The sequence below is a fragment of the Sphingomonas abaci genome (genome assembly GCF_014199625.1).
GTDB classification, from domain to species: domain Bacteria; phylum Pseudomonadota; class Alphaproteobacteria; order Sphingomonadales; family Sphingomonadaceae; genus Sphingomonas; species Sphingomonas abaci.
The window spans coordinates 32,344-52,638 of record NZ_JACHNY010000012.1; the positions used below are offsets into that span (position 1 = coordinate 32,344).

At 63.8% G+C, this 20,295-nt stretch carries 21 protein-coding genes; 12 read left to right on the top strand and 9 right to left on the bottom strand.

Annotated features, from left to right (window positions below; translation table 11 throughout):
* Positions 1-280 precede the first annotated feature (280 nt).
* Together GGQ96_RS18555 and GGQ96_RS18560 are read left to right on the top strand one after the other, a co-directional pair.
* On the top strand, positions 281-2,107 hold the full coding sequence (locus GGQ96_RS18555) for a sensor domain-containing diguanylate cyclase (protein WP_184116870.1): 1,827 nt from the start codon (positions 281-283) through the stop codon (positions 2,105-2,107).
* 136 nt (positions 2,108-2,243) lie between these two features.
* Entirely contained in the window at positions 2,244-3,188 is a 945-nt protein-coding gene (locus tag GGQ96_RS18560; RefSeq protein WP_174525845.1) for a L,D-transpeptidase, read from the top strand.
* On the opposite strand, the gene GGQ96_RS18565 is transcribed toward GGQ96_RS18560, so the two are convergent.
* The 3 genes from GGQ96_RS18565 to hemN are packed head-to-tail and all read right to left on the bottom strand — an operon-like array spanning position 3,185 to position 5,761.
* Complete coding sequence (locus GGQ96_RS18565; protein ID WP_184116871.1) at positions 3,185-3,694, bottom strand: GNAT family N-acetyltransferase; 510 nt, start codon at positions 3,692-3,694, stop codon at positions 3,185-3,187. The two genes, GGQ96_RS18560 and GGQ96_RS18565, sit on opposite strands and share 4 nt — an antisense overlap.
* Entirely contained in the window at positions 3,691-4,449 is a 759-nt protein-coding gene (locus tag GGQ96_RS18570) for a Crp/Fnr family transcriptional regulator (protein WP_184116872.1), read from the bottom strand. The genes GGQ96_RS18565 and GGQ96_RS18570 overlap by 4 nt, the downstream gene beginning before the upstream one ends.
* On the bottom strand, positions 4,439-5,761 hold the full coding sequence (gene hemN, locus GGQ96_RS18575) for an oxygen-independent coproporphyrinogen III oxidase (RefSeq protein WP_184116873.1): 1,323 nt from the start codon (positions 5,759-5,761) through the stop codon (positions 4,439-4,441). Before hemN ends, GGQ96_RS18570 begins: the two co-directional genes overlap by 11 nt.
* A 101-nt stretch (positions 5,762-5,862) precedes the next feature.
* Between hemN and GGQ96_RS18580 the strand changes: the two genes are divergently transcribed.
* Both GGQ96_RS18580 and GGQ96_RS18585 read left to right on the top strand, forming a co-directional pair.
* A complete protein-coding gene (locus GGQ96_RS18580; protein WP_184116874.1) occupies positions 5,863-6,561 on the top strand; it encodes an OmpW/AlkL family protein in 699 nt (232 codons plus the stop codon).
* 131 nt (positions 6,562-6,692) lie between these two features.
* Positions 6,693-7,403, top strand: coding sequence for a Crp/Fnr family transcriptional regulator (locus GGQ96_RS18585; protein ID WP_184116875.1), 711 nt, complete (start codon positions 6,693-6,695; stop codon positions 7,401-7,403).
* On the opposite strand, the gene GGQ96_RS18590 is transcribed toward GGQ96_RS18585, so the two are convergent.
* On the bottom strand, positions 7,400-7,945 hold the full coding sequence (locus GGQ96_RS18590) for a hypothetical protein (protein ID WP_184116876.1): 546 nt from the start codon (positions 7,943-7,945) through the stop codon (positions 7,400-7,402). The two genes, GGQ96_RS18585 and GGQ96_RS18590, sit on opposite strands and share 4 nt — an antisense overlap.
* Before the next feature lie 162 nt (positions 7,946-8,107).
* Between GGQ96_RS18590 and GGQ96_RS18595 the strand changes: the two genes are divergently transcribed.
* A complete protein-coding gene (locus tag GGQ96_RS18595; protein ID WP_184116877.1) occupies positions 8,108-9,103 on the top strand; it encodes an HWE histidine kinase domain-containing protein in 996 nt (331 codons plus the stop codon).
* A 5-nt stretch (positions 9,104-9,108) separates the two neighbouring features.
* Here GGQ96_RS18595 and GGQ96_RS18600 read toward each other — a convergent pair whose 3' ends face one another.
* The 3 genes from GGQ96_RS18600 to GGQ96_RS18610 form a co-directional block, all read right to left on the bottom strand.
* Positions 9,109-9,297 carry a hypothetical protein gene (locus tag GGQ96_RS18600; protein WP_184116878.1) on the bottom strand — a complete coding sequence of 63 codons (189 nt, stop codon included), beginning with the start codon at positions 9,295-9,297 and terminating at the stop codon, positions 9,109-9,111.
* Between the two features lie 313 nt (positions 9,298-9,610).
* Complete coding sequence (locus GGQ96_RS18605; RefSeq protein WP_184116879.1) at positions 9,611-10,312, bottom strand: NAD(P)H-dependent oxidoreductase; 702 nt, start codon at positions 10,310-10,312, stop codon at positions 9,611-9,613.
* A gap of 13 nt (positions 10,313-10,325) precedes the next feature.
* Positions 10,326-11,660: an MFS transporter gene (locus GGQ96_RS18610; protein WP_184116880.1), complete on the bottom strand. Its 1,335-nt coding sequence runs from the start codon at positions 11,658-11,660 to the stop codon at positions 10,326-10,328.
* Positions 11,661-11,859: 199 nt separating this feature from the next.
* Here GGQ96_RS18610 and cyoA point away from each other — a divergent pair, with 199 nt between their 5' ends.
* From cyoA to GGQ96_RS18645, 7 genes are all read left to right on the top strand, one after another.
* Positions 11,860-12,990: a ubiquinol oxidase subunit II gene (cyoA, locus tag GGQ96_RS18615; RefSeq protein WP_246360721.1), complete on the top strand. Its 1,131-nt coding sequence runs from the start codon at positions 11,860-11,862 to the stop codon at positions 12,988-12,990.
* Between the two features lie 21 nt (positions 12,991-13,011).
* Positions 13,012-15,009 carry a cytochrome o ubiquinol oxidase subunit I gene (gene cyoB, locus GGQ96_RS18620; protein WP_184116882.1) on the top strand — a complete coding sequence of 666 codons (1,998 nt, stop codon included), beginning with the start codon at positions 13,012-13,014 and terminating at the stop codon, positions 15,007-15,009.
* Position 15,010: 1 nt separating this feature from the next.
* A complete protein-coding gene (gene cyoC / locus GGQ96_RS18625; RefSeq protein ID WP_184116883.1) occupies positions 15,011-15,646 on the top strand; it encodes a cytochrome o ubiquinol oxidase subunit III in 636 nt (211 codons plus the stop codon).
* Positions 15,643-16,023, top strand: a complete 381-nt coding sequence (cyoD, locus tag GGQ96_RS18630) for a cytochrome o ubiquinol oxidase subunit IV (RefSeq protein ID WP_184116884.1) — start codon at positions 15,643-15,645, stop codon at positions 16,021-16,023. Before cyoC ends, cyoD begins: the two co-directional genes overlap by 4 nt.
* Before the next feature lie 36 nt (positions 16,024-16,059).
* Complete coding sequence (locus tag GGQ96_RS18635) at positions 16,060-16,755, top strand: SURF1 family protein (protein ID WP_184116885.1); 696 nt, start codon at positions 16,060-16,062, stop codon at positions 16,753-16,755.
* Between the two features lie 85 nt (positions 16,756-16,840).
* Entirely contained in the window at positions 16,841-17,251 is a 411-nt protein-coding gene (locus GGQ96_RS18640) for a low affinity iron permease family protein (protein WP_184116886.1), read from the top strand.
* Between the two features lie 213 nt (positions 17,252-17,464).
* Positions 17,465-18,100, top strand: a complete 636-nt coding sequence (locus tag GGQ96_RS18645; RefSeq protein WP_221240057.1) for an inorganic diphosphatase — start codon at positions 17,465-17,467, stop codon at positions 18,098-18,100.
* A 686-nt stretch (positions 18,101-18,786) separates the two neighbouring features.
* On the opposite strand, the gene GGQ96_RS18650 is transcribed toward GGQ96_RS18645, so the two are convergent.
* Both GGQ96_RS18650 and GGQ96_RS18655 read right to left on the bottom strand, forming a co-directional pair.
* Complete coding sequence (locus GGQ96_RS18650) at positions 18,787-19,422, bottom strand: zinc metalloprotease (RefSeq protein ID WP_184116887.1); 636 nt, start codon at positions 19,420-19,422, stop codon at positions 18,787-18,789.
* 12 nt (positions 19,423-19,434) lie between these two features.
* Complete coding sequence (locus tag GGQ96_RS18655; RefSeq protein ID WP_184116888.1) at positions 19,435-20,232, bottom strand: hypothetical protein; 798 nt, start codon at positions 20,230-20,232, stop codon at positions 19,435-19,437.
* Between the last annotated feature and the right edge of the window lie 63 nt (positions 20,233-20,295).

The window sequence follows — 20,295 nt, forward strand, 5'->3', positions numbered from 1 at the left end:
AGCCGCCGCGATCGCCATCTTACCTGCCTTAAACTCATGGTCTGGTGAGAATGGACTATCGATGATTAACCTTGATCCGCGAACTTTCGTTTCGGCTGCCCCCCAACGGGGCGCCGCTGGTTGACGTCCAGGTCGAGCCGCTTCGGGTTCTGCTGGACTCCTTGGTCTGCTTACCAAGAGTCTACAGGCACCTGATCCGGAAACCGCCGGCGTCTGGTGAGCACCCCGTCAGTCCCGAACGCCTAAACTGTCGTTAACTATTACGGCCTAGCCTCCCGCCATGTCGCTCAACAAGGATATGGTTCAACGGTGGCGGTCCGAGGCGCCGCAAGCATTGCTCCTCGGGTTCGGCTACTTCGTCGCAGCCCTTCTCGCGGTCCGCTATACGCGCTTAAACGGCGGAGTCGCCCTGCTGTGGATCGCCACCCCGCTCCTCGCGGTGGACTTGCGGTACCGGCCAAAGCGATCATGGGTCTTGCGCATGGCGGCATGTGCCATTGCGAGTGCAGCGGCGACGTCGCTGCAGGGATTGGGGGCGAGCGTCGCAGTGCCGCTCGCTATAACCAACATCTTCGAAGGCACGGCGATCGCCTGGCTGATGCGGCGCTTCGAACCGGTGCCGACGCACCTGACTTCCGTGCGCGAGCTCTGCATTCTCGTCATCGTCGCTGGCTTGGTCGTTCCCGCGCTGACCGCCGCCCCGGCGGGCGTACTCGCGCATTTTGCGGCGGGCGTCCCAATCAGGCCCAATATCTTCAGCTGGTTCTGCGCCCATGCGCTCGGGACTCTAACGGTCATGCCAATCGTGAAGCTCGCTATCGGTGGCGACATTTTGGGGTGGGCGCGCAAGGTCGATCGCCGGGAGGCGCTGGAGGCGGCGGCGCTAACGGCTCTGATGGTGGCCGTGACGGGGCTCGCGTTCGCCACCCGCTTTCCTCTGCTCTATGTGCCGTTCGTTCCGCTTATGCTTCTGGTGTTCCGGCTTGGCCGGCTTGGCGCTGCGATCTCGCTCCTCGTTTTGACGGCCGTGGGGACCGTGTGCACGGCCGAAGGGCTTGGACCCATCACGCCTCCGGGTACTGAGATTGGCACCAAGCTGCAGCTGTTCCAATTGTACCTGGTGGTCGCGACCCTCATCGCCTTGCCGGCCGCGACCGAGTTGAAGCGGCGTAAGTTGCTATTTTCAGATGTTCAGGAAGGTGCCGCGCTCCACAAAATCATCGCCGACCGCAGTGGCGAGATCATTATGGCTGTTGATGCGGATGGCACTATTCGTTTCGCCTCTCCGTCACTAGCCGAGATCGCCGGGTATACCCCTGCAAGCGTGACCGGCCGCTTCGCCCGCGACATTGTCGCGAAGGAGGACGTCGACAGCATCACCTACGCTCATAAAAACGCGATGGCCGACCCCGACGCTACGGTGATGTTCGAGTTTCGTGCGCGGAAGGCATCCGGTGCGTTGGCCTGGTTCGAAAGCCACGCCCGCGCGATCTGCAACGAGAGCGGAGCGGCAACCGGAACCGTCAACGTCGTCCGCGAAGTGTCACGCCGCAAGGCCCGCGAGCTAACCCTGGCGCGAGCTGCATCGACCGATCCGCTCACCGGTCTGCCCAATCGGCGTGTCTTCGCCGCGGCCTATGACGAGGTCACCACGGATCTGAAAGACGCGGGCTCGCAAAGCTATGTTGCCCTGTTCGACCTTGATCACTTCAAGCAAATCAATGACCGTTTTGGTCACCTGGCCGGGGATGAAATCCTCCAGGCCTTTGCCGACATTCTCCGCGCGAATGTCCGGTCGAACGATACTGTTGCTCGTCTCGGGGGCGAGGAGTTCGGCGTGCTGTTCTGCGGGGTGAACCTTGAGAAGGCGCAAGAGGCTTGTGAGCGCGTGCGAGCGCAACTCGCAGCGGCCATCGTAGAGGCGCCGAGCGGCGAGGAGGTCAGAACCACGGTGAGCGTCGGTCTTGCGGCGGCTGGCGCGACCACCACCCTCGAGAACGCGTTGCAAGCAGCGATGCCGCGCTTTATCGAGCCAAGGACCGGGGCAGAAACCGGCTCGCAATCGCGGCTTGAGCGCACGGCGGCTCGCGCCCGCGAGTGCGGTTAGCGCTGCCCCCATCGCCCCGCGCTGATGCTTGTGCTGCGTCGGGCCACGACGGCTCGAGCCTTTCCCGGCTCAGCCCTCGGCGATAAAGCGTCGGCCTCGCCAACCGCCAGTCGTCCATGCTCCCGGAAGCGCCGCAATGTTGTTCCTGATCTCTGTCCTCCTGCTTGCATCCGCGCCGACCGCGCAAGTGACGGCTGCGCCCCCCGTCGTTCCCGGGCCGATCGAGAACCTCAAACCCGGGGAGTTCTTCTGGGCGCCGCAGATCGCCCCTGCCGGTCCAGTCACAATGATCGTGAGCCTCAAGGTCCAGCGAGCCTTCGTCTACCGTAACGGCGTCCCGATCGGTGTGTCCACGATCTCATCGGGTAAGGCCGGCCACGAAACGCCGACGGGCATCTTCACGATCCTCCAGAAGGAGGTCGATCATAAGTCGAACCTTTACAACGACGCCGCGATGCCGTTCATGCAGCGCCTGACCTGGGACGGTGTCGCGCTGCATGCGGGCGCCCTTCCCGGCTATCCGGCAAGCCACGGCTGCGTCCGTTTGCCGCTGGCTTTCGCCAAGCTTCTTTACGGGGTAACCAAACTCGGCCTGACCGTGGTCATCACCGATGACGCTCTGGTTCCGGAGGTGGCGCCCGCGGACATGCTCGCTGACGTGCCGGAGGACAACCACGCCGCGCCGACGAGCTATCGGTGGAGACCCGATCGAGCATTGACCGGACCGGTTTCCATTGTCGTCAGCGGCCGCGATCGCCGCCTCGTCGTGTTGCGTAACGGGGTGGAAATCGGCTCGGCGGCGATCCGCCTCGATGCGGCTGTGACCCGAACGGAGGCGTTCACCCTCCAGTCGGTCGACCAGACCGGTCCGCATTGGCTCCGCCTGCCCCTGCCTGGGCAATCACTCAGTCAGGCGGGCGAGCTGACCGACGCGGAACGGAGCCGAGGTCATCTGCCCGACGCGTTTCGGGCGAAGCTCGAAGGCTTGCTTAAGCCCGGCGCGACGTTGTTGGTGACGCGTGAATCGCTGGCAAGCAGCGGAACCGGAACAAAGCTTTCGGTTCTACGCGCCGACCCCTAGCACAGTGGCTTTCGTACGAGGATGAGGGTCGGCTCCCCTTCGATGGGCTCGCTGACGAACCCCATCTCCTGTTCAAGCGAGATCGCGGCGCGATTTTGGCGGTCTTCGATCGACTCGATGCTCGCATACCCGCGCAACCGGGCGATTTCGACGAGATGATCGAGCAGCGTCCAGCCGATGCCGCGCCCCTTGTGGTCGTCGCGGATGCTGACCGCGACCTCTCCCCGTTCCCCGGCAGCATCGCCGGCGAGCATCGCAGCCGCGATGATCTCACCTCGATCGTTCTCGGCGATGATGCTGTCGGTGCGTTCGTCGGGGTGCATCATGGCAACAAGCCGATCGTAACTGACCGCCCGCACGGTGCTGAGAAAACGAAAGCGGAGGTCCTCGGGACCGACGTGGTGGAAGAAGTCTGCGAGCTTCGGCTCGTCCTCGTCCGATGCTGGCCGCACGACAAACCTGTATCCAGTCCGCGTCTCAAGCTGCTTCGTGGTATGCTGGGTCATACTGCTGCTCCTGTGGGCGGGCGAAATGCCAGTCCTGCAACCTTTTCAAGGCCGCCCCGGTTCACAAACCGAACCTGGCGCCGCTGAGGGAAAGCGATCAAGCCCGCCCGCGCCAACGCCTGCATCTGGCGGCTGGTCGTTTCCAGCGAGAGACCCAGAAGGTCGCCGATCCGGCCACGGCTCAGTCCCAATTCGAGCGTATTCTGGTCAGCGTTCACGCCCCGCAACCGGCCCGCCATCTCAACCAGAAAGGCGGCCACGCGCTCGCGGGCACTTGGGCGGCTGAGCACCAACATCCATCGTCGCGCCTGGCTGAGCGCCTCGAAGGCGCTTCCGAGGAGCGCCCGCCTGACGCTCGGATGGCGGTCGGCGACGCGCTCCAGGTCGACGCTCTGATAAATGCAGATTTCCGCGTCGGTGATCGCGACGATCGCATCATCACTCGGCCGCCCACCATTGAGATCGCCTATGATTTCGCCGGGGAAGACGAGCCCGATCGTGCGAGAACCGTCGACTTCCGGCCGCAGAACTTGGAGGATGCCGGTCGTGAGGTTGGCGCAATAAGTGCCGGCGCCCGTCACCTCGGCGACCGCTTGCCCGCGTCGCAGCGCGTAGCGCCGGCCCACAGCCCGGACGGCATGGAGGTCTTCGCCCGCTAGCCCCGCACACAGACCGCATCGCATGGACTGCAGGTCACAGCAGCCACGGTCAATGGCCAGGACAGCGCGCTGTTCGCCACATTCGTCAGACAGCATTGCTGAACCGCCCAGCGCTCTGATCGCGGTAGGCGTCGATCCGTGCCGCGATGGCGCGCGCATAGGGAAGCGCATCATCGGCGAGCACGATTGTGGATCCATGCCAGGCCAGAAGGCCGCGCTGCTCGAAATCGAGCAGCGGCGCCCGTAGGCAGGTCTGGTCAAGCACCGAAGCGAGATCCACCTCTCCTTCGCATAGCAACTGCTCAATGGCCCGGCCGCGAACTCGGTCCCCCGGGCTCCGGTATATGCCGCGCTCCACAGGAAATCGGCCCGCACTGATCGCCAGATGCCATTTGCCCGTGTTCTTCTCGTTCTGCACGAGCCGGTCCGGAAACCCGCTGATGGCGCTAGCGCCAACGCCGAGCAGACATGAGGCGGTGTCGTCTGTGAACCCTTGGAAGTTTCGGCGCAACTGGCCTCGGCGGGCCGCAACGGCGAGCGGATCGTCGGGTCGCGCGAAATGATCGAATCCGACCGGCTGGAAGCCCTTGGCGACGAGGAAGGCGTGAGCATCAGCCGCTTGGTGAAAGCGTTCAGCTGAACCCGGAAGCCGCGTTTGGTCGATGCGACGCTGCCGTGGAATGAGTTGTGGCACATGGGCGTAGCCGAACACCGCCAGCCGATCGGGAGCGAGCGATACAGCCGCTTCCAAAGTTTCGAGCAGCACGGCGCTGTCCTGCGAGGGCAAACCATACATCAGGTCGAAGTTGAGGCTCTCGATCCCGGCCTGCCGCAGCAACTCCACGGTACGCGCGATATGGGCGTGCGGCTGGACGCGGCCGATCAGCTTCTGAACCGTGGTGTCGAAGCTCTGGACGCCGAGGCTTGCACGCTGGATCTTGGCGTCGGCGAGCGCGGCCGCCCAATTCCTATCGAAGCCGCGCGGGTCGAGCTCAACCGAGACGATGGGGCGGTTGGTCCGGAACGCGCGTTCGACATGCTCTAGTAGAGCTGAGAAGGCGGTCGGAGCGATCGCGTTGGGACTGCCGCCACCTAAGGCAATGCGGCGCACCCGTCCGCGACCTCCGAGCTGAGCAGCAACCAAGTCGATCTCTTCGTGAAGACGGCCGACATAGGCATCCAGCCGGGCTTGCCTTGTGGCCGCTCCGGTGTTGCACCCGCAGTACCAGCAGATCTCGCGGCAGAACGGGATGTGGAGGTAAAGGGAGACGTTCTCGTTGACGTCAAGGTTCGCGAGGCCGCCCGCCATATCCGAGCTACAAACCGCACCGGTGAACTCGGCGGCCGTCGGATAGCTGGTATATCGGGGCACTGGGCGCGCCAGCAGGTCGGGATGATAGGTCCACATGCAGTCTGCGTGGCGAGCGGCGGTTAGAACGTCTTTGACGGCGGTCAAAGCCCGCCCGCTTGATCCTTTCTAGCCCCGGTCCATCACCTATGGAGACTGGTATGAAGCCGAAATTGTTCCTCAGCGTAGCTGCGGGCGCGCTCTCGCTGGCGGTAGCGACAGGCCCGGCCGCGGCGCAGAGTGCTCGCGACGGTCAGCCCGGCATCAAGGCAGGGGACGTCCTTCTTCGGCTGCGCGCGATCATGGTCGCACCGAATGAGCGCTCCGGGAGCATTCTGCCGGCCTTTCCCGGCGAGGAGGCCCGCGTGGACAACAGCTTCATGCCCGAGATCGACGCGACTTACATGGCCAGCGACCATATCGGGGTGGAGCTGATCGCCTCGACCACGAAGCACCATGCCGATGGGCGGACCGGCACCACAGGCTCGATCGGCCGGCTCGCCTCGACGTGGGTTCTCCCCCCGACGCTCACGGCACAATATCATTTCGCGCCGACAAGCCATGTCAGACCGTATGTCGGTGCCGGGCTGAACTATACAATCTTCTGGAACGAGAAGGCTTCGTCGGGGCTCGAGAAGGCGGTCGGGGCGACTCGCGTCCACATGAAGGACAGCGTTGGTTGGGCGGCGCAGGCGGGTATCGACGTCGACCTCACCCGCCGGGTCTTCCTCAACCTGGATGTCAAATACATCGACATCGACACGACGGCTCGGTTGCAAACCACAGCCGCGGGAACACAGCGGGTCCGCCTGAGCCTCGACCCGCTCGTGGTCGGCGTGGGTCTCGGCTTCAAGCTCTGACCCGCTCCAACACGGCTCGCGGCGCTCCGCCGTTCGGGCCGTCGCGGCACGGGGAGCACGATTTCGACTCACAAGGGCAGGCTCGTGCTTCCTGGGAGGACATGCGGAGAAGCTCTTGCTATAGCGGGGAGATGGCAAGCTCCAACATCTGCTCGGATTGCGCCGTTCGCGACGCTGCCCTGTGCGGCAGCCTCGACGATGTCGAGCTGCGCGCGCTCAACTCAATTGGGGAGAGGCGCATCTACCCGCGCGGGTCCACGATCATCTGGGCTGGCGACGAGAGCGTGATCTGCGCCAATCTCCTGAGCGGCATGCTGAAGCTCGCTACCTCCACCCCAGACGGGCGCGAGCAGATCGTGGGATTGCTCTACCCCGCGGACTTTGTCGGCCGCCCTTATGCTGAGGAGGCGGACCATACGGTCGAGGCCCTTACAGACGTTGAACTCTGCATCTTCCCCCGTCGGCAGTTTGAACGTGTGCTCGACGATCATATTCGCATGGAGCGACTGTTGCTCCAGAGGACCCTGACCGCGCTTCAGGAAGCGCGAGCACGCATGCTGATGCTGGCGCGCAAGTCAGCAAGCGAGAAGGTTGCGGACTTTTTGCTCGAGATGGCCGCAAAGGTGGGTGCGAGCGGGTGCCGCCCGACGCCAGGTGGGCCCCTCACCTTCGATCTTCCGCTCACTCGCGGCCAGATGGCTGACGTGCTCGGGCTCACGATCGAGACGGTAAGCCGCCAGCTGACGCGACTCAAAGGTGCCGGAATCATCACCTTGCCCGGGATGCGCGCCGTTACGATCTCGGATCGCGCCGCGCTCCAGGCGATCGCGGCGGCAGCCTAGGCCGCCGCGCCTTCGGGGCGCTCCTCCAATATATGCTCGAGGGCCATACGCGCCTCCGTCGACAAACGTTTGCCGCCGAGCGCGAGCAGTGCAAGCTCCTCGAAGTCGAGCGCGCGTCGGCAACTATCGAACAAGCAGCGCAACATATAGCCAAGCATGTCGAGCTGCTCCGGCTCCAGAACCTCCGCTCGCAAAGCTTCGGCAACGTCTTCGGCGTGAACGCCGTCCGCGATCTGGTCGAGCAAAATCCGCGTGAGGATGCCTCCGCCGAAGGTCAGATGCTCACCCGCGAATAGTCGCTCGAGCAATTCGCTGGTGACAGCGACATGCTCCCGAATGCAGCCGTGCATCATGTCCGCGATCGCGGAACGCTCCTCAATGCTGGGGTAGCTCCCCAGACGGTCCGCGAGTGCCTCTACGTCCCGACACATGCGCCTGACCGCAGCATGATCGGCCAAAAGTGGCCCAAGGTCGACTTCGCTGATGACGTGCCACCGTCGGCGGAACGGGAGCACCTTCGGAATGATGAGTGGCTGTTCCACGGCATAGCCTCCAGCCTGCCATCCTGCCACCGTGGCCCCCCGCAGGGTTTGACCGGGATCAAACTCTGCATCGCGCTTCCGACTAACGGTTCGACAGGCTCTGCATCGGGTTCGCTTAGCCTTGAGGATGATGGTAGAGTTCGGGGCCAACAGGAAGAGCAGATGTTTGACGAAGGTGCTGAGGTTGAGGCGATCGAGCTTGCACGGAAGGCGCTCGCGATACTCGACGGTGCAAATGTCGGAGACACGATCTTCGCGGCACATCTCTCGCATGCCTTGGACGCAGTGATCGATCGCCGGCAGCGCGCTGCCACGCTGGCTACCTTGCAGGGTGACGGGCAAGCGACGCACCACAACGGTGTGCCGAGCGACCCCGCCTTTCCGTGTTTTACGACAATCGATGGGCGCCCGTTGAGCGTGAACACCGGGTCGGTGTTGCACGTCACCACCAACGAGCATCAAACGGTTCTGCTACTTGTCGACGGGACAGAGGAACGGGTTAGCGAGCCCTTCGAGCTTGTCGTCGAACGCCTCGGGCTTCCGCGGAGTGTTGCACTTCCGGCGTCGGCGGACGGCCTGATCGCGGTCGGCGCAGCGCGGCACCAACTGCGCAACCTGCTCGCTATTGTATCGGCGTTGGTCAACCAATCGCTCGACACTGGCGGCCCGACTATCGAGACCGGCCGTGAGGTGGCGGCACGCATCGCTATGCTGACGCGGATCAGCGATTTGATGCTGCAGCCGCGCGCTCGCTTCAACGACCTCGAAACATTGGCTCGGGCCTCGTTAGCTGAGGGCGGCACGGGCCGTGTGCGGCTCAAGGGACCCGCTCTACCGATCGGGTCCGCGAACGGTGCGGCGCTTGCGCTCGCCCTGCATGAGCTCGAAGTTCACGCACTCCGCTCTGGTGCCCTCAGCACGAGAGACGGTTATATCGAGCTGTGTTGGGAAATCAGTGCCCTCGACAAGCCCTATCTCTGGTTGCAATGGGCCGAGCGCCACGGCCCCGTACGGCAGGTGCCCCTTGCAGACGGTATTGGCAAGCGGATGCTGCTCCAGGCGACTCCGCGGCGGCTTCGTGGCGAAGCCGCTCTTCAGGAGCTACCATCGGGTCTGGTCTGGTCACTTCATGCGCCCGTCGCGTCTCTCTGCGCGTGACGCCCTCAGTGCATGTCCTTGGCATTGGGACCGTTGGCCTCGATCAGAGCTTCAACTGCGGCAGAACTGATCCGTTCTGCTGAGCGAAGCGCTGCCGCGGGGGTCATCGCGACATCGACTGAGTCGGGCCCCGTCACGATCACAACACCTTGCGCGACTTCCGCTTTGGAAGGCTCGTCGAACACTTCTTTCATTGCCTCTCTCCTGCTAAGCCCAAACGTCTAGGTCGGATCGTTGTTCAGCGGCGCCGCGCGCCAGGACGGCTCCGAGGGGCCAACATCTCGTGCGATGGACACGAAGAGGATCTTAGCTTTTCGTCAGGGCGCCGCCTTGCGAACGGAAGCGCAGCGAGCGCGGGGATCGGGGCAATTCTCGTTCAGTATGGAAAGCTTCCACAAAAGTCCGGAGTGCGCCAAGCGCGATCAGACCGACCCCTTTCGCCTTGGCGCCGCAGGTTGATATAGCGCGCTTTCAGCGCAGCAGACTACCAGTTCACATCACTTATGGTCAGTCATGCCCGAGGCTGGTCCGGCGTCGTTGAAGCGCAGCCTCCGCCCGCTCATGGTAGCGGCCCGAAGCGAGCTGTGCGCACGCCTTCTCGGCGGCCTGACGCACACGCTCGAGCTGCTCTCCAGCATAAGCGGAACTCATGTCCGGCACGACGCAGTCGATCCGGACATGATCCGCCTGACTCATCCCCAGTCCTCGCCAGAGATAGACGTCGAAGATGTCCTTCAACGAGAGGACCTGCCCCTGCTCGTCGAGCCACGGCAAGGATGTTCCCGACGTGCTGAACGACAGGAGCGGCTTGCCCGCGACCGAGGGCTGCCCAACCGACGCCTGCAGGTCCCGGAAGCTGTAGCCAGCACCGAGCACCCGCTCGACATAGCCCTTCAGCATGGCCGGCGGCAGACCAAACCAGATCGGGTAAACGAAAACGAGAATGTCGCAGTGTCGAAGGTAGTCGAGCTCAGCGGTAATGTCTGGAGCCGGCGACCAGTCGGGGACGGTTGGCCGTTCACTGGCACGAAGCACTGGATCGAAGCCAAGCGCATACAGGTCCCGAACCTGCACGGCCTGATGGTGCCGCTCGACCTCTTGCGCATAGGCCGCGACAATCGAGTGATCGAAGCCGTCGGGCGCAGGGTTGGCGAGCACGACCAGATGATTGAACGTCGCGGGAGCCGCGGGTGTTGCTGTATCGTTCATGTCCAGATCCCTGTTAGGCGCTTCTGCGACCCCATTCGCGGTTCAGAGCGAGCGCGGCCAGCGTGCAGGCGGCGCCGGACAGGAGGTACGCGCCGACCGAGATTAGACCGAACTTGCTGGCGAGAAGGAGCGCCGCCAGCGGGGCAAAGGCCGCGCCGATGAACCAGGCCGCCGTGGCGGTGGTTCCAGCCCCCGTATACCGGTGGCGCGCCGAAAAGCTGCTGTTGGTCGCGCCAGAGGACTGGCCGAACGAGAGCCCGAGCAGGATGAAGCCGAGGATCATATAGATCCATTCGCCGGTTGGCCCGCGGCCCAGAAGCTGCGGCGCGAACCCGCTATAGGCGCCGATCGCGGCGGCGGACACGCCGAGCAGCGTGCGCCGGCCGATCCGGTCGGCGACGGCCCCGGATGCCGCGACCGCCATGAGACCCACTGCTGCACCGACCATTTCGATGACGAGGAAATGGACTGCGCTTTCGCCGGAGGTAAGTACGACCCAGGAGAGCGGGAAGACGGTGACCAGATGAAACAGCGCGAAACTCGCGAGCGGCGCGAAGGCGCCCAGGACGACGGTACGCCCCTCCTCGCGGACCATCTGGGTGACGGGCGAAGGCTGCAGCTCGCGGCTTTCGAACAGCTCCTCGAACTCGGGCGTCGAGATCAGGCGTAGCCGGGCGAACAGGGCGACAACGTTGATGACGAAGGCAACGAAGAATGGATAGCGCCACCCCCAGTCGAGGAAGTCAGCCGGCTTGAGCGTCGTCAGCAGAAAGGCGAACACCGCCGCCGCTACGAACAGGCCGATCGGCGCGCCAAGCTGCGGAATCATGGCGAACCAGCCGCGGCGGTTGGCTGGTGCGTTCAAGGACAGAAGCGCCGGTAAGCCGTCCCAGGTGCCGCCTTGAGCGACGCCCTGACCGATGCGGAACAACGCCAGAAGAACCGCTGCGACGCCGCCCACCTGGCCATAGCTCGGCAGGAACGCCATGGCCGCCGTCGAGCCCCCGAGCAGGAACATCGCCACCGTCAGCTTCACGCCGCGTCCGTGGTGGCGGTCGAGCCATAGGAAGGCGAGCGCGCCGAAGGGGCGGGCCACAAAGGCGAGCGCGAAGATAGCGAACGAATAAAGGGTCCCGGTCAATGGATTGACGTTCGGAAAAATCAGGCTCGGGAAGACCAGAACCGACGCAATCGCATAGACGAAAAAGTCGAAAAATTCCGTGGATCGGCCGATGATAACCCCGACCGCGATATCCCCTGGACGAACCTGATGCTCACGGGCATTGATCAGGCGCGCATCTCGCTCCAACGGCGTCGAATTCGCCGTACCGAGGGTGCTGGCTACCATCCCTTTACGTCCTCCGTCATTCGCCACCACGGGTTGCGCCTCACGCTCGCAACGATCCGGCCTGATGATGGTTTCACCCTACCCAAGAGCAATCGGCAAACCTTTGATCCCGGTCAAAGTCGGTCGAACAAGGGAGGGTTAGCGGGGACGCATGCTGAGAACAGGATCGAACCTTATCCGTTGGGCCTTGCGCCTGCCAATGGTCGCGCTGCCCGCGCTGCTCGGCGGCTGCGACATGGTCGTCATGAACCCGGCGGGCGACATCGCCGTCCAGCAGCGCGATCTCATCCTGTTCTCGACAGGTGTGATGCTGCTGATCATCGTGCCGGTAATGGTGCTGACCGTGGTGTTCGCCCGAAAATACCGACGCGGCAACGCAAACAAGACCTATGATCCCAAGTTCGACCATTCCACGACGCTTGAGCTGGTGATCTGGGCGTGCCCGCTCCTGATCATCATTGCGCTCAGCGCCGTGACCTGGACGAGCACGCACCTGCTCGATCCGTTCCGCCCGCTAGAGCGCCTGGGCCCGGGCAGGCCGGTTCCCGCCGGCACCAGGCCGCTGGAGGTCCAGGCGATCGCGCTCGACTGGAAATGGCTGTTCGTCTACCCGGACCTCGGCATCGCCACGGTCAACGAGCTCGCGCTTCCCGTTGACGTGCCCGTGCACTTCTCGATCACCTCGACCGATCAGTTCAACACGCTCTACGTGCCGACGCTCGCGGGCATGATCTACGCCATGCCGACCATGAAGTCCGAGCTGAACGCCGTGATCAACCGGCCGGTGACCAGCGAGGGATATTCGGGCAACTATACCGGCCGCGGCTATTCGGACATGCGGTTCAAATTCTACGGCCAGACCCCGGCCGACTTCGACCGCTGGGTTTCGCGCATCAAGGCAGGGGGCGGCGCCCTTCAGACCGCCAACTACCTCGATCTCGCCAAGCCCAGCGAGAAGGTGCCGGTGATGCGCTTCGCCTCCGTGCAGTCCGGCCTGTTCGACCGCATCGTCAACCGCTGCGTCGAGCCGGGCAAGCCGTGCATGGTCGACGTGATGGCGCGTGACATGGCGCGGGGCGGCGGCAATCCCGGCGATCACCGCATGGGCGCGGGCATGGCGCCGGGTCGCAGCGCGGCGCCGATCATGAGCGAAAAGCCGACTCCTGCGCTTCAGAAGGCGCCCGAGGAGAAGGGGTCCGGTCCGAACGTGACCAGGCCCGAAAAGCCCGGCGCGCCAGGTCAGACCAAACCAGGCGACCAGCGCAACCGCGACATGACAGCGGTCTCCCCCCTCCCTGTCCCCGGCGCCACCCGCGCCGTGCGGGCCTGACCTCCCGCGAACGGAAGCACGATGTCAGACACATTGCTCAAAACCGTCTTCGGTCGGCTGACCTGGGAATCCTTCCCGATCCATGAGCCGATCCTGCTCACCACCTTTATCGTCGTGTCCCTGCTGGGGCTCGGCATCGTGGGCGCCGTCACGAAGTTCCGCCTTTGGGGCTATCTCTGGAACGAGTGGTTCACGAGCGTCGATCACAAAAAGATCGGCATCATGTACGTCATCCTGGGCGTGATCATGCTGCTGCGGGGTTTCTCCGACGCGCTGATGATGCGCGCGCAGCAGGCGGTCGCCTTCGGCGCCAACGAGGGATACCTGCCCGCGCACCATTATGATCAGATCTTCACCGCCCACGGGACGATCATGATTTTCTTCGTCGCGATCCCGCTGGTGGTCGGCATCGTCAACTTCGTGATGCCGCTCCAGATCGGCGCGCGTGACGTCGCCTTCCCATTCCTCAATAATCTGAGCTTCTGGCTGACGGTTGCAGGCGCGATGCTGGTGATGATCTCGCTGTTCGTCGGCGAGTTCGCGCGCACCGGCTGGCTCTCCTATGCGCCGCTTGCCGAGCTCGCCTACAGCCCCGATACCGGCGTCGACTACTATCTGTGGTCGCTGCAGATAGCGGGCGTGGGCACGACCCTGTCGGCGATCAACATGGTGGCCACGATCATCAAAATGCGCGCGCCCGGCATGACCATGATGAAGATGCCGGTCTTCTGCTGGACCGCGCTCTGCTCCAACGTGCTCGCGATCGCGATCTTCCCGGCGCTCACCGCCGCCTTCTTCCTGCTGATGCTCGACCGGTATGTCGGCACCAACTTCTTCACCAACGAGCTCGGCGGCGCGCCGATGATGTACTGGAACATGGTGTGGATCTGGGGGCATCCGGAGGTCTACGTCCTGGTCCTGCCGGCCTTTGGCATCTACTCGGAGATCACCGCCACCTTCTCGGGCAAGCCGCTCTTCGGTTACTCGTCGATGGTCTATGCGACGGTGGTCATCACCATCCTCTCCTACCTCGTCTGGCTGCACCACTTCTTCACGATGGGTGCAGGGCCGACCGTGAACAGCTTCTTCGGCATCGCCACGATGGTAATCTCGATCCCGACGGGCGCGAAGATCTTCAATTGGCTGTTCACCATGTACAAGGGTGATATCCGCTTCGAACTGCCGATGCAGTGGGTTGTTGCGTTCATGCTGACCTTCGTCGTGGGGGGCATGACCGGCGTGCTGCTCGCGATTCCGCCGGCCGACTTCGTCTTCCACAACTCGTTGTTCCTCGTCGCCCATTTCCACAACGTCATCATCGGCGGCGTCGTGTTCGCGCTGTTCGCCGGCATGACCTACTGGTTCCCCAAGGCGTTTGGCTTCAAGCTCGACGAGTTCTGGGGCAAGGTCGCCTTCTGGGGCTGGGTGATCGGCTATTGGGTCGCCTGGACGCCGATCTACGTCGTCGGCCTGATGGGCGAGCCGCGGCGCGTCCACCACTTCGACGACACCAGCATCCAGCCCTATTTCGTCATCGCCGCGATCGGCGCGGTCATCATCCTGGTCGGGATCCTCGGCTTCGTGATGAGCATTGTGATGGGCTTCGTGAAGCGCAAACAGCTCGCGGACGTGACGGGCGACCCGTGGGACGGCCGGACCCTGGAATGGTCGACCAGTTCGCCGCCCCCGGCCTACAATTTCGCGATCACGCCCGTCGTGCACGACCTCGATGCCTGGTACGACATGAAGGTACGGGGCTATGAGCGGCCGGCCAGTGGCTTCCGCCCGATCCACATGCCGCGCAACACCGGCACCGGCGTGATCCTCGCGGGCCTCGCTCTCGCGCTCGGCTTCGGCATGGTCTGGTACATGTGGTGGCTGGCAGCGCTAAGCTTTGCGGGGCTGCTCGTTGTGGCCGTCGGCCACACCTTCAACTTCAATCGCGACTACTTCATCCCCGCGGACGAAGTGACCCGCACAGAGAGCAAGCGGCAGCATCTGCTGCAGGCGGGAGCCTGACATGACCGACCATGCCTTGAACGCCCGGGACACGGGCACGACCTGGCATCTCGCCGAACAGGAGGACCATGACCACGGCGGCAATGGCGCCACCGTGCTGGGCTTCTGGATCTACCTGATGAGCGACGCGCTCATCTTCGCCTCGCTGTTCGCGATGTTCGGCGTGGTGAGCACCAGCTATGCCGGCGGGCCCGTTCCGCGCGAGATCTTCGACCTGAAACTCGTCGCGCTGAACACCGCCTTCCTGCTCGCTTCCTCCATCACCTTCGGCGAGGCCATGCCGCACCTGGAAGCCGGGAGGGTGGGGCCGACGCGCTTCTGGCTCGCAATCACCGGATTGCTCGGCCTCGCGTTCGTGGGCGTGGAACTCTACGAGTTCTCGCACCTTATTGCCGAAGGTGCAGGCCCGCAGCGCAGCGCCTTCCTGTCTGCCTTCTTCACGCTGGTCGGCACGCACGGCGCACACGTGACGGTCGGCCTGATCTGGATCGCCGCCTCGCTCGTTCAGATCGGCCAACACGGTTTGATCCAGCCCATGAAGCGTCGGCTGATCTGCTTGTCGATGTTCTGGCACTTCCTCGACATCATCTGGATCGGGGTCTTCACCTTCGTCTACTTGTATGGAGTGATCCGTTGAGCACCGAACCCTACGACGCTGCGCTCCATGCGTACGGCGATACGCACGGGCATGGGAGCCGGCTCGGCTACCGCATCGGATCGCTTCTCGCGATCGTGCTGACGGTGGTGCCGTTCTGGCTGGTGATGTCACAGCCGGGACCGGCGCCAGGTTGGACAGCAGCGGCTATCTTCGCTCTCGCGCTCATCCAGATCGTCGTCCACGTGGTCTGTTTCCTGCATCTCGACACGCGCTCCGAAGGCGGCTGGACCCTTCTGGCTTTCCTGTTCACGGCCGTGATCGTCATCATTACGATCGGCGGCTCGGTCTGGGTGATGTTCCACCTCAACACGAATATGATGCCCATGCCTGGCGGGCACATGGGGCCGGTTCGCTAATAACGGCATGCGGTGCCTGGCGGGCGTAGGTCCACGATGAAGCGCGTGCTTCTCCTCGCGCTGACGCTCGGCGGCACCTTGCTGTTCATCGCGCTTGGCGTCTGGCAGGTAGAGCGGCGTTCGTGGAAGCTGGCGCTGATCGAGGCCGTCGAGGAGAGGGTTCACGCTTCACCGATCGCCGCTCCATCGTTGACGGAGTGGCGACGGCGGCCGCCATCGGAATGGCAGTATCGCCATGTCACCGTGATCGGTCGCTTCCTGCACGACCGTGAAACTCTGGTTCAGGCGGTCACGGAACAAGGGAACGGCTACTGGGTGCTGTCACCCCTGGTGACAACGAAGGGCGCTTGTGTTCTCATCAACCGCGGCTTTGTGACGCCCGAGCGCGCCGATCGACGGAGTAGATCGCGGGCGCTGCCTACCGCGCCCGTGCGAGTGACCGGCCTCCTGCGACTCAGCGAGCCGGGCGGACGCATTCTTCGGGCGAATCAGCCGCAGCAGGACCGCTGGTACTCGCGGGATGTCGAGGCGATTGCCGGCAGGCAGAATCTGTCAGGCGTTGCTCCCTACTTCATCGACGCTGACGCGAGCCCGAACGGAGGTGGCTGGCCGGTAGGGGGCCTCACCGTCATCACCTTTCCAAACAACCACCTGGTCTACGCTCTGACCTGGTTCAGCCTAGCGCTGCTGTGCGCCTACGGGTTCCTCCTGGTCCTTCGTCGCCGAACCTAGTTTTTCGCCGGCCTCCATGGACCGGGCGAAGTGCGCTCGGTTCGAACCCGAGACCGGCAGACACCTTCCACCTGAGGCGCATCTCATGCTCGATAAAGTGTTCACCAAGCTCGCCGGTCGCACCGCACAGGTCGCAGGTCAGCCGATTGCTTTCGTCGTCGCGGCCGGGCTCATCGTCGTGTGGCTTCTCAGCGGCCCTGTGTTTCACTTCTCTGACACGTGGCAGCTGGTGGTCAACACGGCGACAACGATCGTCACGTTCATCATGGTGTTCTTGATCCAAAATTCACAGAATAGAGATGCCGCGGCCATGCAGGCGAAGCTCGATGAAGTGATCCGAGCGCTCGTTGATGCCCGGAACGACTTCATCGGCATCGAGCATCGTACCGACCGAGAGATCGAGGGAATTCGATCCCGCCTCGAGCGCGAGTGCGCCGTCGCCGATCCAGATCATTCGCCGGCAACGACCGTCAGTCGCTTGCGGGATCGTTACTGATCGACCGCGACCCTCGCCCGACGCCGGGGGAGTTAATCGGGCGGCAAGACGGCAAGCGGCAGAGGGCGGGCAATTGGTTGCTCGACCGGATCATCTTTCGAGGCTCTCGCGCCGGCCGCTCGAGCCGACAGTAGCGGCCGAAACGCCCTGCCCCCTGGCCCGCTTTGGGGCCGGGGTTAGCGGACCGGAGCGGAATGCCCGATCCAAGGTCTCGTGCGGGCGATCGCCGCCCTGCGATCCAGAGCCGCCGCGCAGATGGAGGATCAACACGGATCTCTCGATCGCGCCTCAGTCGCGCTGGAACAGTGCGTTCGCGTCATCGTTCCATCACTCTCCCCGCGCGGCGATCGGCACCCCGTCGACCGGCGCGTTTATCCGGACCAATTCTCCTGCATGACCGACCTTATCAAGCTGCCGCACCGCCTTGACGATGGGCATACCTGCCGCGCCATCATCGAAACGCCGCGCGGACACCGCTCCAAGTTCGACTATGATCCCGAGAGCGGCCTCTTTGAGCTCGCCGGGGTGTTGCCCGCCGGGATGGCCTTTCCGCTGTCCTTCGGGTTTATTCCCGGGACCAAGGCCGAAGATGGCGATCCCATCGACATCCTCGTGCTATCAGATGAAGACCTCCCGGTCGGCTGCCTGGTGACGGTACGCCTCCTGGGTGTGATCGAGGCCGAACAGACCGAGGGAGGCGCGACGTGCCGCAACGACCGGCTGATCGGCAAAGTCGCCAAATCACACTCCTATCGCGACGTCGAGAGCCTCACCGCTTTGGGGACAGCCTTCACCGACGACCTCGCCCTCTTCTTCGAGACCTACCTGTACCCGCTCGCAATCGAATAGGCTCCTGCTCGCAAACAAATCCCTTTTCTGCTCGGAATAGCTGACAACGAGCGCGCGTGCTTGCTCACCCTTTCCGATAATGTGCTCGCAATCTTGCGCGGCTGCTCGCAATCCAGCGCGCCGCGCTCACGCTTGGCGCCACTGACGGGAGTGGTTAAAATCTGATCCCCTCCACCATCCGAGTTGCGGCTTCGCAGCTCGCGGCGGTGGCGCACCAGGCCCTGATTTCAAGGCCCGGGCTCCGAACGCGACGACGTTGCGCGTCGGCATCGAGAGGGATGATAGCGGCGTAGAGGAGTTCGGGCTCATTCTGTCCGGGGCTTGCTGGCCTGAATTTTCGGAGAGTGACCCCATCGATGTTGAGCGTCGAGGGCGCGGCCGTGGAGAGAGGCCGGCGAGCCAGGCCGTTCCCGAATGAAATCTCCACCCGATAACCGTCCCCCTCGACCATGCGGCCGTCAACGTCGCCCTCCAGCTTAGTGGTTCGCGCTCGTCCTACGTCGAACGTGCAGCAGCCGGCGATCAGCAGGCGGTCGCCGGTTACATTGCGGGGGTGAATCGAATACTCGGTTCCGACCGGGCCGGAGAGCTCGGTGGGCCGCGGCTCCTTATCGGAGCCGCGGTCGCATCCTGCCAGGGCTATGCAGGCCAAAAGCCATCCTGCCCTGACCGAGGCTTTGCCTCGATCAACCATAGAAGCCGACCAGCAGCGCCCGCTCGTCAGAGCATAGGCTTCGCTTGATCTGCCCAGGATTGAGATAGGTTGTCATCAAGCAAGGCCCTGTCGAACCATCGGTACGGTGGTCCATTCCCTTCACGTGACCCATCTCATGCGTCATAGCGGACTGCCAGTCGATATGCTGGCCGATGTTGCTCGACGTGATCGACGAACCGCAGATCAGATCGGTCGATTGCGCCGTGTCGCCCGTATCGTAGTAGATGCGGTCGGTGTTCACATACACGGTTGCGTCGATCGCCTGCGCGGGCGCTGGACCGGAATAACCGTAAATGATGGTCCGCATGATGGCCGACATGCTGGAGCCGTCCTGGATGTTGATGAAATCCGGGTCCTCGGTCGCCGAGTAGTAAGTCGAGGTATAGTTCTGCGTCGTTCCGGTGAGCTGGAACGAGCGCCCTGCGGCGTTGATCGTGTCGACCGCGGCCTTGGTGTTGGCGTCGCAGGCGGCCGGAAGCGCATAATTGATCTTCACACCCCGCGACCCGTTCGGGAAGTAATAGGGCTGCGGGATCGGCCCGGCGAACGCCGGTGCGGCGTTGGCGAGGGCGAGCACGCAGGCGAGCAGCGCAGATTTCTTGGTCATTTTTCCTACTCCTTACTTCGTGGCAGCTGTGAGGGCGTCGAGGGTGGTGGCGGTCGGATATCCGCCGGTTGGAACCAGCGACTGTCCGTTCACCAGAAACACGGGCACGACCTCGACGACACAGCCGGGGCACCGCGCGCTTCCACCCTGAGGAGCCAACTCCTTCTCGTAGCGCGAGCGCGACGCGAGCAGGGCTACCGACGCACCGTTCGCCAACGGATCCTCGTCGCTCGCCGAGAGCCGCCGCCCATCGGGCAGTTTGCCGCTCGTCCGCCGAAGCTTGAGCGTGTCGCCGACCTTGACCTTGCCCTTGAGCACCTGATCGACCACCACCGAAACAGAGGACGATGCACCATCGTCGAGCTGCTCGGCTTCGTCGGTTCCCGAGACATGACCGATCACCACGGTGTCGGCGAGCAGCGCTTCCTGCCCGACCGTAGCGCCACCCCTGATATGCGCCGCCGCGGCCTGAACGAGTGCGGTGGACGCTTCCGCCGATCGCCGCAGATCGCCCGCCTGGAGCCCATAAATCGAAAGCGTCTGCGCCACGTCGACGAGGAACGCGTCGTTCAAGGCCGAACGGGTGGCGTCGTCGGTGACGAACCGCGGCGAGGGTGGCGTGAGCCGGGCCGCTTTCACGATCGCGTTCACCTGTCCGAAGTCGGCCAGATCGCCCAGCTTGCCCGACCGACGCTGCTGGGCGTCGCGCTTGTGGGCAAGGAAGGCCTTCGTGCTTTCCTCTTGGGAGCGGCCGCCCTGATCTTGGGCGCTCGCCGCCACTGTGCAGAGCAACAGCGCGGAGCCGAGCATTGTTTGATACAACCGAGTACGCCTCACTCACTCCTTCTTGCATCAGCTTCAACCTGGTCCGGC

What these genes read in the sequence shown, in the direction of transcription:
- GGQ96_RS18555 (WP_184116870.1), top strand. Translation starts at nt 281, where the DNA reads ATGTCGCTCAACAAGGATATGGTTCAACGGTGGCGGTCCGAGGCGCCG.
- GGQ96_RS18560 (WP_174525845.1), top strand. Translation starts at nt 2,244, where the DNA reads ATGTTGTTCCTGATCTCTGTCCTCCTGCTTGCATCCGCGCCGACCGCG.
- GGQ96_RS18565 (WP_184116871.1), bottom strand. Translation starts at nt 3,694, where the DNA reads ATGACCCAGCATACCACGAAGCAGCTTGAGACGCGGACTGGATACAGG.
- GGQ96_RS18570 (WP_184116872.1), bottom strand. Translation starts at nt 4,449, where the DNA reads ATGCTGTCTGACGAATGTGGCGAACAGCGCGCTGTCCTGGCCATTGAC.
- hemN (WP_184116873.1), bottom strand. Translation starts at nt 5,761, where the DNA reads ATGTGGACCTATCATCCCGACCTGCTGGCGCGCCCAGTGCCCCGATAT.
- GGQ96_RS18580 (WP_184116874.1), top strand. Translation starts at nt 5,863, where the DNA reads ATGAAGCCGAAATTGTTCCTCAGCGTAGCTGCGGGCGCGCTCTCGCTG.
- GGQ96_RS18585 (WP_184116875.1), top strand. Translation starts at nt 6,693, where the DNA reads ATGGCAAGCTCCAACATCTGCTCGGATTGCGCCGTTCGCGACGCTGCC.
- GGQ96_RS18595 (WP_184116877.1), top strand. Translation starts at nt 8,108, where the DNA reads ATGTTTGACGAAGGTGCTGAGGTTGAGGCGATCGAGCTTGCACGGAAG.
- GGQ96_RS18600 (WP_184116878.1), bottom strand. Translation starts at nt 9,297, where the DNA reads ATGAAAGAAGTGTTCGACGAGCCTTCCAAAGCGGAAGTCGCGCAAGGT.
- GGQ96_RS18605 (WP_184116879.1), bottom strand. Translation starts at nt 10,312, where the DNA reads ATGAACGATACAGCAACACCCGCGGCTCCCGCGACGTTCAATCATCTG.
- GGQ96_RS18610 (WP_184116880.1), bottom strand. Translation starts at nt 11,660, where the DNA reads ATGGTAGCCAGCACCCTCGGTACGGCGAATTCGACGCCGTTGGAGCGA.
- cyoA (WP_246360721.1), top strand. Translation starts at nt 11,860, where the DNA reads ATGGTCGCGCTGCCCGCGCTGCTCGGCGGCTGCGACATGGTCGTCATG.
- cyoB (WP_184116882.1), top strand. Translation starts at nt 13,012, where the DNA reads ATGTCAGACACATTGCTCAAAACCGTCTTCGGTCGGCTGACCTGGGAA.
- cyoC (WP_184116883.1), top strand. Translation starts at nt 15,011, where the DNA reads ATGACCGACCATGCCTTGAACGCCCGGGACACGGGCACGACCTGGCAT.
- GGQ96_RS18635 (WP_184116885.1), top strand. Translation starts at nt 16,060, where the DNA reads ATGAAGCGCGTGCTTCTCCTCGCGCTGACGCTCGGCGGCACCTTGCTG.
- GGQ96_RS18640 (WP_184116886.1), top strand. Translation starts at nt 16,841, where the DNA reads ATGCTCGATAAAGTGTTCACCAAGCTCGCCGGTCGCACCGCACAGGTC.
- GGQ96_RS18650 (WP_184116887.1), bottom strand. Translation starts at nt 19,422, where the DNA reads ATGACCAAGAAATCTGCGCTGCTCGCCTGCGTGCTCGCCCTCGCCAAC.
- GGQ96_RS18655 (WP_184116888.1), bottom strand. Translation starts at nt 20,232, where the DNA reads ATGCTCGGCTCCGCGCTGTTGCTCTGCACAGTGGCGGCGAGCGCCCAA.